The organism is Pseudomonas sp. DG56-2, from assembly GCF_004803755.1.
GTDB classification, from domain to species: domain Bacteria; phylum Pseudomonadota; class Gammaproteobacteria; order Pseudomonadales; family Pseudomonadaceae; genus Aquipseudomonas; species Aquipseudomonas auratipiscis.
Map to the genome: position 1 here is coordinate 1,071,425 of NZ_CP032311.1, position 16,712 is coordinate 1,088,136.

A 16,712-nucleotide genomic window follows, 5' to 3' on the forward strand; every position below is an offset into this window, starting at 1 on the left:
GGTGTACTTTTTCTAGGAGCGCTTACATGGCTGTTGGTCTTGGTCCTTTGCCAACGTTGCACCCGGTTCCAGGCTTTGAACTGGGTATCGCCTCTGCAGGTATCAAGCGCCCGGGGCGCAAGGACGTCGTGGTCATGCGCTGCGCCGAAGGTTCCAGTGTGGCAGGGGTGTTCACCCTCAACGCCTTTTGTGCCGCACCCGTTATCCTGGCCAAGCAGCGCGTGCAAGGCAGCGTGCGCTACTTACTGACCAACACCGGCAATGCCAACGCTGGTACCGGCGCGCCGGGCCTGGCCGCCGCCGAGCGTACGTGCGCCAAGCTGGCTGAGCTGACCGGTGTCGATGCCAGCGCGGTGTTGCCGTTTTCTACAGGTGTTATCGGCGAGCCACTGCCGGTCGAGAAAATCGAAGGCGCCCTGCAGGCTGCCCTGGATGATCTGTCGGAAAACAACTGGGCTGAAGCCGCCACAGGCATCATGACCACTGACACCTTGCCAAAGGGTGCCAGCCGCCAGTTCCAGCACGACGGTGTAACCATCACCGTAACCGGTATCAGCAAAGGCGCCGGGATGATTCGTCCGAACATGGCCACCATGCTCGGTTACATCGCCACCGATGCCAAGGTCGCGCCCCAGGTGCTCAAGGATCTGATGCTCGATGGCGCTAACAAGTCGTTCAACCGCATCACCATCGATGGCGATACCTCGACCAACGATTGCTGCATGTTGATTGCCACCGGCAAGGCTGATGTTGCCCAAGTCACCGAAGCCCGTGGCCCACTGTTCGAGGCGCTGAAAAAGGCGGTGTTCGAAGTGTGCATGGAGGTGGCTCAAGCCATCGTCCGTGACGGCGAAGGTGCTACCAAGTTCGTGACTGTCCAGGTCAACGGCGGCGGCAACCATCAGGAATGCCTGGATGTGGGCTACGCTGTGGCGCACTCGCCATTGATCAAGACCGCGTTGTTCGCCTCCGATCCGAACTGGGGCCGCATCCTTGCTGCCGTGGGGCGTGCCGGGGTGCCGGAGCTGGACGTTAGCCTGATCGATGTGTACTTGGGTGATGTGTGCATTGCCAGTAAAGGTGGTCGCGCCACGACCTACACTGAGGCGCAGGGTTCTGCAGTGATGGCCCAGGAAGAAATCACCATTCGCATCGAGCTGGGCCGTGGCCAGTGCAGCGAAACCATCTGGACCACCGACCTGTCCCACGAGTATGTGAAGATCAACGCCGAATACCGTACTTGACTTGATCGCGGGTCAAGCCCGCTCCCACCGTGGGAGCGGGCTCGCTCCGCGACAGTCCCCTCGATGGAGCCGAACATGAATTACCACCTGATCATCGGCGACAAGCTGTACTCTTCCTGGTCGCTGCGCGCCGCCCTGGCCCTTGAGCTGGCCGGCGCAACCTATGAAGAAACCCTGATCAAACTCAACCAGCCCGACACCCGTACGCGCCTGTTGGAGTATTCCCCTACCGCCAAGGTACCGTTGCTCAAGTGCGAGCACGGCATCATCGCCGACTCCCTGGCGATTGCCGAGTACTTGGCCGAGCGTCACCCGCAGGCCAATCTGTGGCCGACGGATGTGGGCGCCCGTGCCCAGGCGCGGTCGGCCTGCGCGCAGATGCACAGTGGCTTTTTCGCCTTGCGTGGCAACATGCCTTTCGACCTGTCCCGGGACGAAGCGCTGGAGCATGTTCCGCTGGACGTCCAGGTGGACATCGATCGCATCGTCGCCCTCTGGTCTGAATGCCGTCTTGCCAGCAAAGAGAGCGGTCCCTTCCTGTTTGGCCAGCCATCGTTGGCGGATGCCTTCTTTGCCCCGATTGCCGTGCGGTTACGCACCTACCGGGCAGATGTGCCGGCAGAAGCGGCAAGTTATATCGAAACCATCTACCAGTGGCCGGCCTTTCAGGCCTGGCAAAAGGCTGGCCTGGCGGAGCGTGAAGGGTGAAACGTATACATGTAGCAGCGGCGGTGATTCGCGGTGGCGACGGTCGTATTCTCATTGCCCGTCGCGCCGATAGCCAACATCAAGGCGGTTTGTGGGAGTTCCCAGGCGGCAAGGTCGAGGAGGGCGAGGCTGTCGAACTGGCGCTGGCCCGTGAGCTGAACGAGGAACTGGGCATCGTCGTCAGCGCTGCGCGACCGCTGATCAAGGTCAGCCACGACTACAGCGACAAGCAGGTATTGCTTGATGTCTGGGAGGTCACAGGTTTTACCGGTGAGCCCCATGGTGCTGAAGGGCAGCCCCTGCTTTGGGTGTCGGCCCGCGAATTGGCGCAATACGATTTTCCTGAAGCCAACCGGCCGATCGTTGCAGCTGCGCGCTTGCCGGCTGAATACCTCATTACCCCGGAAGGCCTGGAAGTGCCGCAGATGTTGCGCGGTATTCAGAAAGCCATCGCTGGTGGGATCAAACTGGTCCAGTTGCGCGCACCGAACATGTACGACCCCAAGTACCGTGATGTGGCCGTCGACGCAGTAGGCCTGTGTGCGGGCAAGGCGCAACTGATGCTCAAAGGGCCGTTGGAATGGCTGGGTGACTTCCCCTCAGCAGGCTGGCACCTGACCTCGGAACAACTACGCAAGTACGCCAGCAAAGGCCGTCCGTTTCCGAAAGAACGTTGGCTGGCGGCATCGTGTCATAACGCCGAGGAAATGGCGCTGGCCGAGCAGATGGGGGTGGATTTCGTCACCTTGTCACCGGTGCAGGCGACCCAGACGCATCCCGATGCCCAGCCGCTTGGCTGGGAGCAGGCACAGCAACTGATCGACGGCTTCAATAAGCCTGTGTATCTGCTTGGTGGTGTAGGTGCTGCCGAGCGGGAGAAGGCCTGGCAGCATGGTGCTCAAGGTGTAGCAGGCATTCGCGCGTTCTGGCCTGAGGCCTGAATCAAGGGCTGCGGTGATGAACGCTTCAGGGTTTCGCTGCAGCCTGCCAAAGCACTTCGGCCACACCTTGGCGGCGCCCGATCAGGCGCGCCGCCACAAACAGCAAATCCGACAACCGATTGATGTATGCCAGGCCAACCCCGGCCAACGGTTCGACGCTGTTCAACTGTTGGCAGCGGCGTTCGGCGCTACGCGCCAGGCTGCGGCATACATGGGCTTGGGCAATCAATGCCGAGCCGCTGGGCAAAATGAAGTTTTCCAGTGGTCCCAGCTCTTCGTTCCAGCGATCGATAGCCGCTTCCAGGCGTTCGACCTCGGCGCTATTGAGCGCCTGATAGCTGGGCATTGCCAACTCGCCACCCAGGTCGAACAAGCGGTGTTGGCAGGGGGCCAATACCGCTGTCACTTCGTCCAGCCCGTGTTCGGCCAGTCCGGCGAGCAACACGCCGAGTTGGCTGTTAAGACTGTCGACTTCGCCGATCGCCTCGATACGGGGATGATCCTTGGGCACCCGACGGCCGTCACCGAGACCTGTTTCGCCCTTGTCGCCGGTACGGGTGTAGATCTTCGACAACCGAAAACCCATGTTCATGTCTCCAATTTGTGTGGTTCGGCCACTGTCGGCAGACTGCCAGCCAATGGTAGGCGCAAGGTAAAGCAGGTGCCTTGACCCGGTGCGGATTGCACCTCCATCTGGCCTTTGTGATTGTTGGTGATGATGAAGTACGACACTGACAAGCCCAGCCCCGTGCCCTGACCAATTTCCTTGGTGGTGAAAAAGGGCTCGAAGGTCCGTTTGCGCACGGCCTCTGGCATGCCGACACCGTTGTCTTCGACCTGGATCTCTGCCCAAGGGGGATTGAGTCGCGTGCGCAGGATGATCCGTCCCGGTTCGCTGTCGTCTTCGCGCAGGTGGATGGCCTGGGCCGCGTTTTTCAGAAGATTGAGCAGCACTTGTTCCAATTCGTTGGCAGTGCAGGGTACCGGGCCCAGATTGGGATCGAACTGACGGACAATCGCTTGTCCCTTGAAATCGAAGCCAATGGTCAGGTCGAAGTCATTGCCAGCAATTTCTACCGCCTGGTCGATAAGGGCCGGTAAGTCGCAGGGTGCCAGTTGTCGGTTGCTGCGGCGACTGAAACTGAGCATGTGGGTGACGATCTTGGCGGCGCGGGCCCCGGCCTGCTGAATGCCGTCGAGCAACTGCGGTACTTCACGACTCTCCAGGTAGCGGTTGACCACGGGCAGATCTATGCCGATTTCACCCGCTTGCTCCTGGTTTTTCGCCAGGTCCGGCGACAGGCGACGGCGGATGTTCTGAACGTTATGCAAAATTGCGCCCAGCGGATTGTTGATCTCATGGGCCATGCCTGCGGCCAGGCCGCCGACCGAGAGCATTTTCTCCGACTGCACCATCATTTCTTCAAGCGACAGGCGCTGGGTGATGTCGTCGATACGAATCACCACGCCGCGTCCACCACCGCCCATCAATGGATAGAACGTCAACGCGTAGTGGCGAGCGTCTTCGCCCCTGGTCCAGGTCACTCGTTCGATCTTCGCCACCCGATGCTTCTCGACGCTTTCCTTCAACTGCGGCAGGAACGGCTTGAGGGGCTCGAAGGCAAGGAAGATCGGCTGGTTCAACGCTTCGTCCAACGGCGTTCCGGAAAGCGCACTGGCTTCCTGGTTCCACTGGGTGACGTAAAGCTGCTCGTCGAGGGCGATCAGTGCCGAGGGCATGGAGTCGATGATGCTGTTGAGGTAGTTCTGAAAACCCGTGAGCTTCTTCTCGATCTTGCTGCGTACCTGAACCTCAAGCTCCAATTTGCGGTTCGTGTGACGGGTTTCCTCGGCCAGGCCCTGAGCCTGGTCGTAGGCATCCTGGAACTCGTCGCGGGCCCGCTTGAGCTGCTGCTCGCGCGCCTCAATACGCGAGAGCATGGTGTTGAACGCCTCCGCCAGACTGCCGATTTCGTCGTCATTGCCGCGCCGGGCGCGCAGGGAGTAGTTTTCTTCGCGGGTCACCTGACGAGACAGTTGTTCCAGCGAGTTGATCGGCTGGGTGATCAGGCGCTTGATTTGCCGGGCAATGATCATCCACAGCAGGATACTGAACACCAGGATCCCCAGGCTGGCGGTAAGAATGCCGGTGTAGAAGGCCATGGGCAGTTCGCTGCTAGCCACCATCAACAGGTAGCCGGGAGGCGCCCCCGGACGCGTCAGCTTGGTGAGCTGGGTATTGCGAAACTCGGTGAGCCGCCAGTTCTCGATATGCCGAAAGCGCGTGGGCAGGGGCAACAGTTCGCCATGCTGCAGTTGCGCCAGCAGCTTGCCGTCGCTGCCGTACACCGCTGCGGCACGCAATGGGGTATAGCTGTCGAGTTCCTTGAGCAGGGCCTGGGCGTTCTCGGGCGAATCAGCCGCTTGCGAGGCCAGTTGCGGGTTGGCCACCAGGCGACCGATGGTCTGCAGTGCCTGGGGAGCCATGCTTTCCTGGGAAATCCAGTAGGCGGCACTGATGAAAGTCAGGTTGGCCACCAGCAAAATGGTGATCAACAGCACCAGTAGGGCGGCCAGCAATTTTTGCCCGACCGGCAGGTTTTCCAGGCGTTCGCGCAATGTCATGTGTGAGCGGGATCCCGGTGTGAAGGTGAAGGGCAGGGTAACGCTGTGCTCAGTCGCAGGGCAAACCACGTGCGCTCAAGTGTTCGAGCAGGCGTCGGTAGAGGCGTTCCAGGTGCGGCAGCTCAAGGTGATGCCGGCTGGCAACGCGGCAAGCGTGACCAAGCAAGTAATGAATTTCGGTACGGCGGCCCTGTCGCACGTCCTGGTACATGGAAGAGTAGTTGGCTGCGGTCGCCTTGATCACCCGTTCCACTTCCTCGTTGAGGCCCTGCGCCGCTTCGGTCTGGCCGCAACACCGTAGCAGTTCGGCGAGCTCGGCGCAGAGGGTCGCCACTTCACAGTGGTGCTCCTGTAGGCCGCCGTTGCGGCAGTCATGCAACACGGTCAGCGGATTGATCGCGCAGTTGAGCGCCAGCTTGCGCCACAGGCGGGTGAGGATGTCTGGCGTCCATTGGTGGGGAATTGCCGCATCGTCGAGGTCAGCGAGCCATTCAGGCGTCAGTGGGTTGGCCTGGTCGCCCAGCCAGTTGAAGCCGTGACCGGCGAAGTTCACCTGCCAGTCCGCCTCGCGGAAGGCGCCTTCGGTGCTTGAGGCGAAAATACAGCGGGCGTGCGGAGCCTGATTGGCGACCGCATCCTGGCTGCCGAGGCCGTTCTGCAACAAGATCAGTTCGGCGCCATGGACCAGCCGGGGCGCCAGTTGCGCGACCGCCTGTTCGGCATCATAGGCCTTGCAGGCGACCAGCAGTCGGTGGATCGGCGTGGCGTCCTGCACGGTTTGCGCCGGGATTGCATGCAGTTGCGCCTGGCCTTTTTCGATCAGGGTCAGGCCCCCGGTCGCTTGATAGGCTTCAAGACGTGCGCAATCACGTAGGATCAGGCGGACCGCTTTGCCTGCACGGGCCAGTCGACACGCCCAGAGGCTGCCCAGACTGCCGGCGCCGAGAATATGCCAGGTGCTGCTCATCAGCGTTTCGCAACCGTTATAATGAGCCGGTATTTTAACCGTCAAACCCTGCGCGCTCCATCGCCCTCTTTCAATAGAGCCGAGAGCGTGCGTTTATTTTTTTGGAGAGAAGGTATGCCGTCGTTCGACGTGGTATCGGAACTGGACAAACACGAAGTCACCAACGCAGTGGAAAACGCGGTCAAGGATCTGGATCGCCGTTATGACCTCAAGGGCAAGGGTAGCTTCGAATTCAAGGAAAAGGATCTGGCCATCACCCTGACTGCAGAAGCCGAGTTCCAGCTGGAAGCGATGATCGAGATCCTCAAGCTGGCCCTGGTCAAGCGCAAGATCGACGTTCAGTGCCTGGAAGTGAAGGATGCCTACGCGTCCGGCAAGGTGATGAAGCAGGAAGCCACCCTCAAGGAAGGTATCGACAAGGAGCTGGCGAAGAAAATCGTCGCCCACATCAAGGATGCCAAGCTCAAGGTCCAGGCGGCCATCCAGGGTGAGCAGGTACGTGTGACCGGCAAGAAGCGTGACGACCTGCAGGAAGCCATCGCCGCTTTGCGGGCCAAGGAATTCGGCATGCCACTGCAGTTCAACAACTTCCGCGACTGATTGCGCGGCCTTGGAACCTTGGCGCTGTTTTGGCGTCCGAGGTTCCTGTTGCCGCTGAAACGATTGCGGCGCGATTTTTACAGCTTTTGCCCCCTCGGCATCAGGAGAACATTATGGATTTGAGTGCTGAAGTCGATCAGCTGGTTAAAACGTCGCAAACGTGGGTTCCGTTGATTATGGAGTACGGTAGCCGCCTGTTGCTGGCGCTGCTGACCCTTGCCATTGGCTGGTGGGTGATCAACAAGGTGACCTATCGCCTGGGCAGATTGCTGGCGCTGCGCAATGCCGACCTGGCGCTGCAAGGCTTCATCAGCAGCCTGGCGAACATCATTCTGAAAATTCTGCTGGTGGTCAGCGTTGCCTCGATGATCGGCATCGAGACCACCTCGTTCGTCGCCGCGATCGGTGCCGCGGGTCTGGCCATCGGCCTGGCCTTGCAAGGCAGCCTGGCGAACTTCGCCGGCGGCGTGCTGATTCTGCTGTTCCGTCCATTCCGCCTGGGTGACTGGATCGAAGCCCAGGGCGTTGCCGGTACTGTCGACAGCATCCAGATTTTCCACACCGTGCTGCGTACTGGCGACAACAAGACAGTGATTTTGCCTAACGGCAGCCTGTCCAACGGCATCATCACCAACACCAACCGCCAGCCTACCCGCAAGGTAGTCTTCGATGTAGGTGTCGATTACGAAGCCGACCTGCAGAAAGCCCGTCAGGTGCTCCTGGACCTGGCCAAGGATCCACGTATCCACCAGGATCCGGCTCCGCAGGCGGTGGTCTCGCTGCTAGGCGATAGTTCGATCACCTTGTCTTTGCGGGTTTGGGTCAACACGGCTGACTACTGGGATGTGATGTTCATGCTCAACGAGCATGCACGTGACCGCCTGAAGGAAGAGGGTATCGACATTCCCTTTCCGCAGCGGGTTATCCGTGTAGTGCAGGAAGCGGCTGTGCAGTAAGCAGCGGCTCGATCGCGGGGCGGGCCCGCTGCCACAGGATCCCCTGTGGGAGCGGGCCGGTCCCGGGATTACACTTGTTCACGTCTTCGCGCTTTCTGCGTTTCGGTGTTTCTGGCATATAGGCTGGCTTACTTCTGTTTGTCCGGTCTTATCATGCTTACCCCCTTGATCCATATCACCCCATTGCGAGCGTTCTGGTTCGCCATGACCCTGGCGCTGTTCGAGTTGCTGACCTACGTTGCCAGCGATGTGGTGATGCCAGCCATGCCGGTTGTGGTCAGTGATCTGAATGCCAGCCCGGCGTTCATTCCTCACGCACTCAATTTGTACTTGCTCGGCGGTGTGCTGCTGCAATGGCTGATCGGCCCGCTGGCGGATCGTTATGGCCGCAGGCCGATGTTGCTGGTTGGTTGTGCCATTTTTGGTGCGACGTGCCTGGCTACTTTCTGGGTGCAGAGCATCGAGCTTTTCAACCTGCTGCGACTGTTGCAGGGGATTGGCCTGGGCTTCGTGGTGACGGTCAGTTACCCGGCCTTGAACGAAGCATTCAGCGAGGCGGACGCGGTGCGGATGATGGCCTTGTTGGCCAATATCGCGCTGCTCTCGCCGTTACTTGGGCCTTTGGTGGGCACCTTGTTGCTGGAGTGGGTGTCCTGGCGCTGGTTGTTCGTCATCTTTGGTGCCAGCGCTGTAGTGGCGTGGCTGGCGTTGTACCGGTTCATGCCCGAGACCTTGGGGGTAGCACGCAGCGATGGTACGCGCCTGGCGTTCCAGCCGATTCACCTGAAAACCTTGTTGGCCGGTTACGCCCAACTGCTTGGCAACCGACGTTTTGTTGCTGGCAGCGCAGCCTTGGGACTGATTGGCTTGCCACTGATCGGCTGGATCGGACTTTCGCCGGTGCTGCTGATCCACGATGAAGGTTTGAGTACCCTGCATTACGCCTTGTGGCAGTTGCCTGTGTTCGGTGGCCTGATTCTCGGCAACCTGGTGATCAATCGCATTGCCGATCGCTATGCACTCACTACCTTGATTCGCGGTGCGCTCTGGCCATTCCTGTTGGGGTTGTTCGCGATGATGCTCGGTACCTGGCTGGTGCCAAGTGTCGCCGCCCTGGTAGCGGGCATGTCGGTGTATGCCCTGGGCCTGGGTATCGCCAACGCGGTGTTGTACCGCATGACGCTTTTTTCCAGCGAGCAGAGCAAAGGGTTGGTGTCGGCAATGCTCGGGATGATCACCATTGCTCTGTTGGGTGTGGGTGGTGCCTTGTTGGCGATGATGGGGGCTGGTGCCAGCTTGCTGAGTTTCGCCATGGCCGCCGGGCTGGCCGGGTTGCTGGCGCTATGGCCGCTGAAGATCGTTCTGAACGCATCCAGCGTACCTTCCGAAGCTGTGCCGGGGTAACCCCGGCAACAGCCTCAGGGGCGGTCAGGGGCGTTGTTCGGCCGCAGTACTGTCGACGGGTAGCTGTTTGCCGCGACCTTGCTCCTGATGCCAGTGCAGGGCGATCAGGATCAAGGTGGGCACACCGAGCAGCGCGGTGATCAGGAAGAAGTCGTGGTAACCGAACTTCTCTACCATAACGCCGGAGTAGCCGCCGATCAGGCGCGGCAACAGCAGCATGATCGAGCTCAGCAGGGCGTATTGGGTGGCCGAGAACTTCAGGTTGGTCAGGCTCGACAGGTAGGCAACGAAAGCCGATGTGGCCAAGCCTGAGCTGAAGTTGTCGAGGGAAATGGTCACCACCAGCATCTGCAAGTTGGGGCCCATGTCAGCCAGCATCAGGAACAGGATATTGGTCGCCGCCGACGCTACGCCGCCAATGAACAGAATCGGCAAAATGCCGAAACGCACAATCAGCAATCCGCCCATCCCGGCACCGACCAACGTCATGATCAGGCCGAAGATCTTGCTGACACTGGCAATCTGATCCTTGGTGAAACCCTGGTCGATGTAGAAAACGTTGGCCATCACGCCCATCACCGTATCGGACATCCGATAGGTCGCGATCAGCCCGAGCAGCAGCAGTGCCTGCCAACGGTAGCGAAGAATGAAGTCATTGACCGGCGTCAGTACCGGGGCCAGGCCGCGGCGGCCCATGGACGACAGGCATAGCGTGGTCAAGGTGATGTACAGGATCGCCCGCAGGAAGGCTCGGTCTTCGAGCAGCAGATCGAGCATGCTCATACCGTCGAACAGCACGCTGGCGAAGTCGGTGTTGTACAGCTGAGTGAAGGTTGCAGGTACCGAAACCAACAGAATGATCAGCACGAACACTGACACCAACTGGTGCACCAGCCCGTAGCGGGCGGCCGACAATTGGGTGCGAAGCGGGACGGGCGGCTCGCGCATCAGCAAGGTGGTGATCACCGCGGGCAGCATGAGTACGCCGAACAGTACGTAGGTTCCGGTCCAGGCACTGTGCAGGTAACTGAAACCGGTTGAGCCAAAGCCTTCGGCAAAGAACAAAGCACCGGCCGTGGCGAGCAACGCTGCGACCCGGTAACCGGCCATGTAACTGGCGGCCAGGGCAGCCTGGCGCTGATCGTCAGCAATTTCCAGACGATAGGCGTCGACAGCGATATCTTGTGTGGCAGAAGCGAAGGCGACCAGTACGGCCAGGGCAATCAGCCAGGACAAGTGCTTTTGCGGATCACAGAAACCCATGCCTACCAGGCCGATAACCACCAGGATCTGAGACAACACCAGCCAGGAGCGGCGTCGGCCCAGCTTGCCGAGCAAGGGCAGGCGCCATTGGTCGAGCAGCGGCGACCAGACCCATTTAAAGGCATAGGCCAAGCCAATCAGGCTGGCATATCCAATGGTTTCGCGGGCCACCCCAGCCTCGCGCAGCCATACCGATAGGGTTGAAAACACCAGCATGTAGGGCAAGCCGGCGGCAAAGCCGAGCAGCAACAGCACCAGGGTAGACGGGCTGGCATAGGCAGCGAGCGCAGCGCGCCAGGTTTTACGGGGCATGGGCCAACATCTGCCTCAAGTTTACGAAAACAAAGCGCGCACTCTAACCGCTGTGCTCCATCGGGCGCCAGCCATGGCGTAACATATCCACACGATTATTGTGCAGAATGACGCCTTCTGCTCGTAGCCGAGCGCGTTGTTCGTCGCCAGAAGGTGTACCCAATGCCAGGCTCAAGCGCCCACCGGCGCCAAGGACTCTGTGCCAAGGCAACTGGGTATCGGCTGGCAATTGGCTCAAGGTGCGCCCAACCCAGCGTGCGGCGCGACCAAGGCCGGCCCATTCGGCAAGTTGTCCATAGCTGACCACCTTGCCCGCGGGCACTTGCCCAAGCACCAAGTAGAGCGCCATTCGTCGGGCCTGGGCATCTTCCGATGGATCACCAGAGGGCTGCTTCATCGCGCCCTCACAGGCATTGGCGCAGAAACTGGCCCGCTTATCGGGCAATCACTAATTGAACTCATCTGCATCAGGTCGGTCTGTCCTTGCTCTATAGGCGGGTATCTGGATAATGCCCGACTTTTTGCCAATCAGAGCCCGTTATTGCTTATGTTTTCTAGAGTCTTGTTGTCCCTCGCTGTTGTTGCCGCCTGTTCGCCGGCGGTCGCTGATACCGTCTGGATGAAAAACGGTGACCGGCTCAGCGGCAAGATCAGTGTCTTTGATGGTGGCAAGCTGTTGCTGCAAACCGAGTACGGTGGCTCCATCGCCCTGGACTGGAAACAGGTCAAGACGCTGGAAAGCGATCAGGAACTGCTGGTCAAACAGGATGCTTACACTGGCGAGAAAGCCAAGTCGTTGACTGCTGCCGAAGATGGCAAGGTGATCCTGGCCAATGGTGAGGCGCCGAAGACTGTCGAACTGGCCAGTATTCAGCAGATCATGAAACCCAAGCCTGTGCTTGAGGATCTGTCGTGGAAGGGCAATGTCGACCTGGCCATGGACTACAAGCGGGCCGAGTCCGATAGCGATGATTACGACATCGACTTCAAGACCACCGCACGCCACGGCCGCTGGCGTCATCAAGCGGAAGGTGAATACAACCGCGAAAGCAAGGACGACGTTACCACCACCAACAACTGGAGCGCCGAATACGCACTCGACCGCTTCATAACCGAAAAGTGGTTCTGGCAGGGGCGTCTGGAGTACAAGCGTGATCACATCGAAGACCTGGCCCGCCAGCGTACCGTGGGTACCGGCCCTGGTTACCAGTTCTGGGATGACGAGTTGGGCGCTTTCTCCCTGGGCTCGCTGGTCAACCGCACCGACTATGAATATGCCGATGGCGGCAAGGACAACTTCTATTCCCTGGCCATGAAGTGGGACTACAACCGCTACCTGATTGGCAAGCGTGTCGAGTTCTTCACCAACGGCGAAGTCGGCAAGCCGCTCGATGGCGTGGCCAACTATGCGTTGGATGCCGAGGTTGGCCTGCGTTACAAGGTCACCGAATGGGCGTCGCTCAACCTCAAGGCCGAGAAAGACGTCATCAGTGGTACCCGTGACAGCGACCTGGACAAGACCCGCTATACCGCAGGCTTTGGTGTGGCCTGGTAAGTCTGCTGGCAACTCCCGGCGATAATGATTATTTTGACGGTTATCCAAAGGACCGCATCGCACCTGCGGCCCGCCCTCAGAACATTATCGAATCGGGAGTTACACCGTGAGCGCAAAAGTCGCACAACAAGCCCGGGAATTGCTGCTCAAGGAATACCGAGGCGTCCTCTCGACCCATTCCAAGTCGATGCCTGGCTTTCCCTTCGGTTCGGTAGTGCCGTATTGCCTTGATGCACAGGGTAATCCGCTGATACTGATCAGCCGCATTGCCCAACACACCCATAACCTGCAGAAAGACCCCAAGTGCTCCTTGCTGGTGGGGGAGCGCGATGCCGAGGATGTGCAAGCGGTCGGCCGCCTGACGGTTCTGGCGCAAGCGCGCAGGATTGAAGATCCAGCGGCCGTCGAAGCTGCTGCCGAGCGCTACTATCGCTATTTCCCCGAATCGGCCAACTACCACAAGGCCCATGACTTTGACTTCTGGGTGCTCGAGCCAGTGCGCCACCGCTACATCGGCGGCTTTGGTGCCATTCACTGGGTGGATCACCTGAGCCTGGCCAATCCATTTGCGGGCAAGGCCGAGCTGAGCATGATCGAGCACATGAACAGCGATCATGCCAGCGCCATAGAACATTACGTCCAGCTCAGCGGCCTGCCGCGCGAAACGCCAGCGCAGATGGTCGGGATCGACAGCGAAGGCATGCACCTGCGTATCGGACAGGGCGTACACTGGCTGCCGTTCGCGGTACCTTGCAATACGCCGATACAAGTGCGCGAAGCGCTGGTTTTTCTGGCCCGCGCGGATCAATGGCCGGCCCGTGAACGTGCCGAGGCTTGAAAAAGCCGTTGCTCGCAACCATTAAAGGTTAACTGCAAGGACTTCTTGCGCAGAGGAACCGTTGATGCGTGCTTTTCTATTGCTGTTTCTGATTTTTCCGGTGCTGGAGCTGTATGTGTTCTTCAAGGTCAGCACCGCGATCGGCTTCTTCCCGGCGCTGCTGCTGATTATCGCGGGCTCCGCCCTGGGTGTGCTGGTCGTGCGGGTGGCAGGCCTTGCTACCGCCCTGCGTGCCCGTGAGAGCCTGCAGCGCGGAGAACTGCCAGCCGAAGACATGTTTCACGGTTTGATGCTCGCGTTGGGCGGCGGCCTGCTGCTGTTGCCTGGTTTTATCAGCGACGTGATCGGCCTGGTGTTTCTGCTGCCGTTTACCCGCCGCCTGCTGGCGCGCAAGATGCGTGAGCGCGCCGAAGCCCAGGCAATGCGTCAGCGTGCCTTTGGTGACGAGCCATTCGTAAGCCGTCCGGGCCCCGGTGCGCACCCGCGTCAACCGAATGTGATCGAGGGTGAGTACGAGCATCGTGATTCTCGTGAGCCCCGCGATCCACGCGATTTGTAAGCCTGCAAACGTTTGTCCGAACGGCCCCTGATGGGGCCGTTCTGCTGTAGAGGCTTGGAATGCAAAATATTTCATGTACAAGCCTTGTAATTGATCTTGGCGACCTCATGTAGGGGTTACCGCAAGGTTTCTGGGGATCTGCCCCGGACATAACATGGGTGGTTCGCACTGCGAGCTACGAGCGGCTACGCCGCAAGCATCAACCTGCCGGTGTCGACACCGGCCGATGAAAACCACAATTAGGAGAGATCGACAATGAAGCTTCGTCCTCTGCATGACCGCGTCGTTATCCGTCGCAGCGAAGAAGAATCGAAAACCGCTGGCGGTATCGTTCTGCCAGGTTCGGCCGCTGAAAAACCTAACCGTGGCGAAATCGTCGCTGTAGGTACCGGTCGCATCCTGGACAACGGTGAAGTGCGTGCGCTGGCCGTGAAAGTGGGTGACAAGGTGGTTTTCGGCCCTTACTCGGGCAGCAACACTGTGAAAGTTGACGGCGAAGACCTGCTGGTAATGGCTGAGAACGAAATTCTCGCTGTTATCGAAGGCTGATTCCGCTGGTTTCCCGTTACTCCAAAGTATTCAAGGATTAAACGATCATGGCTGCTAAAGACGTAAAATTCGGCGACTCCGCCCGCAAGAAAATGCTCGTTGGTGTCAACGTTCTGGCTGACGCTGTAAAAGCGACCCTGGGCCCAAAAGGCCGTAACGTTGTTCTGGCCAAGAGCTTCGGCGCGCCAACCATCACCAAAGACGGTGTTTCGGTTGCCAAAGAAATCGAACTCAAAGACGCTTTCGAGAACATGGGCGCCCAGTTGCTCAAAGACGTTGCCTCCAAGGCCAACGACGAAGCGGGTGACGGCACCACCACCGCCACCGTTCTGGCTCAAGCCATCGTCAGCGAAGGCCTGAAAGCCGTTGCTGCCGGCATGAACCCGATGGACCTCAAGCGCGGTATCGACAAAGCTACCATCGCTATCGTTAAAGAACTGAAGACCCTGTCCAAGCCTTGCGCCGACTCCAAGGCCATCGCTCAGGTAGGTACCATCTCTGCCAACTCCGACAACTCCATCGGCGACATCATTGCCGAAGCCATGGAAAAAGTCGGTAAAGAAGGCGTGATCACCGTTGAAGAAGGCTCGGGCCTGGAAAACGAACTGTCTGTCGTTGAAGGCATGCAGTTTGACCGCGGCTATCTGTCTCCTTACTTCGTCAACAAGCCAGACACCATGGTCGCCGAGCTGGATGGCCCTCTGCTGCTGCTGGTTGACAAGAAAATCTCCAACATCCGTGAACTGCTGCCAGTTCTGGAAGCTGTTGCCAAGGCCGGCCGTCCGCTGCTGATCGTGGCTGAAGACGTTGAAGGCGAAGCGCTGGCTACCCTGGTAGTCAACAACATGCGCGGCATCGTCAAGGTTGCTGCAGTCAAGGCACCAGGCTTCGGCGACCGCCGCAAAGCCATGCTGCAGGACATCGCCGTCCTGACTGGCGGTACCGTGATTTCCGAAGAAATCGGCCTGAGCCTGGAATCGGCTACCCTGGAGCACCTGGGCAACGCCAAGCGCGTAACCCTGTCCAAGGAAAACACCACCATCATCGACGGTGCTGGCCAGGAATCGGACATCGAAGCACGCGTCAAGCAGATCCGTGCCCAGATCGAAGAAACCTCTTCGGACTACGACCGTGAAAAACTGCAAGAGCGTCTGGCCAAGCTGGCTGGCGGTGTTGCCGTGATCAAGGTCGGTGCTGGCACCGAAGTTGAGATGAAAGAGAAGAAGGCCCGCGTTGAAGACGCCCTGCACGCTACCCGTGCAGCCGTTGAGGAAGGCGTGGTACCTGGCGGTGGTGTTGCGCTGGTTCGCTCGCTGCAAGCCATTGCTGACCTTAAAGGCGACAACGAAGACCAGAACGTTGGTATCCAACTGCTGCGTCGCGCTGTTGAGTCCCCACTGCGTCAGATCGTTGCCAACGCCGGCGACGAGCCAAGCGTAGTTGTCGACAAGGTCAAGCAAGGTTCGGGTAACTTCGGTTACAACGCTGCTACCGGTGAGTACGGCGACATGATCGAAATGGGCATCCTGGACCCAGCCAAGGTAACTCGTTCGGCGCTGCAAGCTGCCGCTTCGATCGGTGGTCTGATGATCACTACTGAAGCCATGGTTGCCGATGCTCCTGTTGAAGCCTCTGCTGGCGGCGGTATGCCAGACATGGGCGGCATGGGTGGTATGGGCGGCATGGGCGGCATGATGTAAGCCAGCCTTACCTCGCTACGAAAAGAGCCCCGCTTAATGCGGGGCTTTTTTTTTGGTTCACGAAATTCCGAGGGTATGATCTTGGGGCGGGGCGGGGCGGGGCGGGGCGGGGCTGGGATTTGAGTCTGTGAGCTTATCCATTCAATGCGGCGCCGCTGTTGGCCCCTTCCGCCCTTACGGCGGGTCCCTTTTGTCTTGGCAAAAGGAACCAAAACCGTGTGTCCCTGCATTCGGCCCTACGCTGCGCTCCGGGTCCCTTCGCTCCGGCATTGCTCCCGTCGGGACCGCACCGAAGGGCCGTCCTGGCCCTACGGTGCTCGCAGGCCATCCATGGCCTGCACCCGACTACGCAATACCTACACTCAGCCTACTGAAGGGACGATCCAGGGTGTCTGGGCTGACGATGTAAGAAGCGCCAGATCAACATCAAAAGCTGATCACCAGCGCCTCGCCTCGCCTCGCCTTGCTGTTGCTGTTGCTGTGCTTCTCCC

General features: G+C 59.5%; 16 protein-coding genes. 11 read left to right on the forward strand and 5 right to left on the reverse strand.

Going from position 1 to position 16,712, the window contains the following annotated elements:
• Positions 1 to 26 precede the first annotated feature (26 nt).
• The 3 genes from argJ to D3Z90_RS05070 all read left to right on the forward strand — a co-directional run bounded on the left by argJ (position 27) and on the right by D3Z90_RS05070 (position 2,893).
• Positions 27 to 1,244 carry a bifunctional glutamate N-acetyltransferase/amino-acid acetyltransferase ArgJ gene (gene argJ / locus D3Z90_RS05060; RefSeq protein WP_136474697.1) on the forward strand — a complete coding sequence of 406 codons (1,218 nt, stop codon included), beginning with the start codon at positions 27 to 29 and terminating at the stop codon, positions 1,242 to 1,244.
• A gap of 75 nt (positions 1,245 to 1,319) precedes the next feature.
• Entirely contained in the window at positions 1,320 to 1,952 is a 633-nt protein-coding gene (locus tag D3Z90_RS05065) for a glutathione S-transferase (RefSeq protein ID WP_136474698.1), read from the forward strand.
• Positions 1,949 to 2,893 carry a Nudix family hydrolase gene (locus D3Z90_RS05070; protein WP_136474699.1) on the forward strand — a complete coding sequence of 315 codons (945 nt, stop codon included), beginning with the start codon at positions 1,949 to 1,951 and terminating at the stop codon, positions 2,891 to 2,893. Before D3Z90_RS05065 ends, D3Z90_RS05070 begins: the two co-directional genes overlap by 4 nt.
• A 25-nt stretch (positions 2,894 to 2,918) precedes the next feature.
• Here the strand turns inward: D3Z90_RS05070 and D3Z90_RS05075 are convergent, their stop codons facing one another.
• Genes D3Z90_RS05075 through D3Z90_RS05085 form a run of 3 tightly spaced genes read right to left on the reverse strand, consistent with a single transcriptional unit; the run spans position 2,919 to position 6,485 of the window.
• A complete protein-coding gene (locus D3Z90_RS05075; protein ID WP_136474700.1) occupies positions 2,919 to 3,479 on the reverse strand; it encodes a cob(I)yrinic acid a,c-diamide adenosyltransferase in 561 nt (186 codons plus the stop codon).
• 2 nt (positions 3,480 to 3,481) lie between these two features.
• Positions 3,482 to 5,518 (reverse strand): ATP-binding protein, encoded by a 2,037-nt coding sequence (locus D3Z90_RS05080; protein WP_136474701.1) that lies wholly within the window; start codon positions 5,516 to 5,518, stop codon positions 3,482 to 3,484.
• 49 nt (positions 5,519 to 5,567) lie between these two features.
• A complete protein-coding gene (locus D3Z90_RS05085) occupies positions 5,568 to 6,485 on the reverse strand; it encodes a putative 2-dehydropantoate 2-reductase (RefSeq protein ID WP_136474702.1) in 918 nt (305 codons plus the stop codon).
• A 114-nt stretch (positions 6,486 to 6,599) separates the two neighbouring features.
• Between D3Z90_RS05085 and D3Z90_RS05090 the strand changes: the two genes are divergently transcribed.
• The 3 genes from D3Z90_RS05090 (at position 6,600) to D3Z90_RS05100 (ending at position 9,445) form a co-directional block, all read left to right on the forward strand.
• Positions 6,600 to 7,085 (forward strand): YajQ family cyclic di-GMP-binding protein, encoded by a 486-nt coding sequence (locus D3Z90_RS05090; RefSeq protein WP_136474703.1) that lies wholly within the window; start codon positions 6,600 to 6,602, stop codon positions 7,083 to 7,085.
• Between the two features lie 176 nt (positions 7,086 to 7,261).
• Positions 7,262 to 8,041, forward strand: a complete 780-nt coding sequence (locus D3Z90_RS05095) for a mechanosensitive ion channel family protein (RefSeq protein WP_371922307.1) — start codon at positions 7,262 to 7,264, stop codon at positions 8,039 to 8,041.
• Positions 8,042 to 8,194: 153 nt separating this feature from the next.
• Positions 8,195 to 9,445 carry an MFS transporter gene (locus D3Z90_RS05100; protein ID WP_136474705.1) on the forward strand — a complete coding sequence of 417 codons (1,251 nt, stop codon included), beginning with the start codon at positions 8,195 to 8,197 and terminating at the stop codon, positions 9,443 to 9,445.
• A 24-nt stretch (positions 9,446 to 9,469) separates the two neighbouring features.
• Here D3Z90_RS05100 and D3Z90_RS05105 read toward each other — a convergent pair whose 3' ends face one another.
• The gene (locus tag D3Z90_RS05105) at positions 9,470 to 11,020 is read right to left on the reverse strand and encodes an AmpG family muropeptide MFS transporter (RefSeq protein ID WP_136474706.1); all 1,551 of its coding nucleotides are present in this window, start codon (positions 11,018 to 11,020) and stop codon (positions 9,470 to 9,472) included.
• A gap of 43 nt (positions 11,021 to 11,063) precedes the next feature.
• Positions 11,064 to 11,417 (reverse strand): MGMT family protein, encoded by a 354-nt coding sequence (locus tag D3Z90_RS05110; protein ID WP_136474707.1) that lies wholly within the window; start codon positions 11,415 to 11,417, stop codon positions 11,064 to 11,066.
• A 150-nt stretch (positions 11,418 to 11,567) separates the two neighbouring features.
• On the opposite strand from D3Z90_RS05110, the gene D3Z90_RS05115 reads away from it, so the two are divergent.
• The 5 genes from D3Z90_RS05115 to groL all read left to right on the forward strand — a co-directional run bounded on the left by D3Z90_RS05115 (position 11,568) and on the right by groL (position 16,221).
• The gene (locus tag D3Z90_RS05115) at positions 11,568 to 12,575 is read left to right on the forward strand and encodes a DUF481 domain-containing protein (RefSeq protein WP_136474708.1); all 1,008 of its coding nucleotides are present in this window, start codon (positions 11,568 to 11,570) and stop codon (positions 12,573 to 12,575) included.
• Between the two features lie 106 nt (positions 12,576 to 12,681).
• Positions 12,682 to 13,413, forward strand: a complete 732-nt coding sequence (locus tag D3Z90_RS05120) for a HugZ family protein (RefSeq protein WP_136474709.1) — start codon at positions 12,682 to 12,684, stop codon at positions 13,411 to 13,413.
• A gap of 64 nt (positions 13,414 to 13,477) precedes the next feature.
• Positions 13,478 to 13,972 (forward strand): FxsA family protein, encoded by a 495-nt coding sequence (locus D3Z90_RS05125; protein WP_136474710.1) that lies wholly within the window; start codon positions 13,478 to 13,480, stop codon positions 13,970 to 13,972.
• A gap of 255 nt (positions 13,973 to 14,227) precedes the next feature.
• Positions 14,228 to 14,521, forward strand: coding sequence for a co-chaperone GroES (locus tag D3Z90_RS05130; RefSeq protein WP_009050540.1), 294 nt, complete (start codon positions 14,228 to 14,230; stop codon positions 14,519 to 14,521).
• Between the two features lie 47 nt (positions 14,522 to 14,568).
• Positions 14,569 to 16,221 carry a chaperonin GroEL gene (gene groL / locus D3Z90_RS05135; protein ID WP_136474711.1) on the forward strand — a complete coding sequence of 551 codons (1,653 nt, stop codon included), beginning with the start codon at positions 14,569 to 14,571 and terminating at the stop codon, positions 16,219 to 16,221.
• The last annotated feature ends 491 nt before the right edge of the window (positions 16,222 to 16,712 follow it).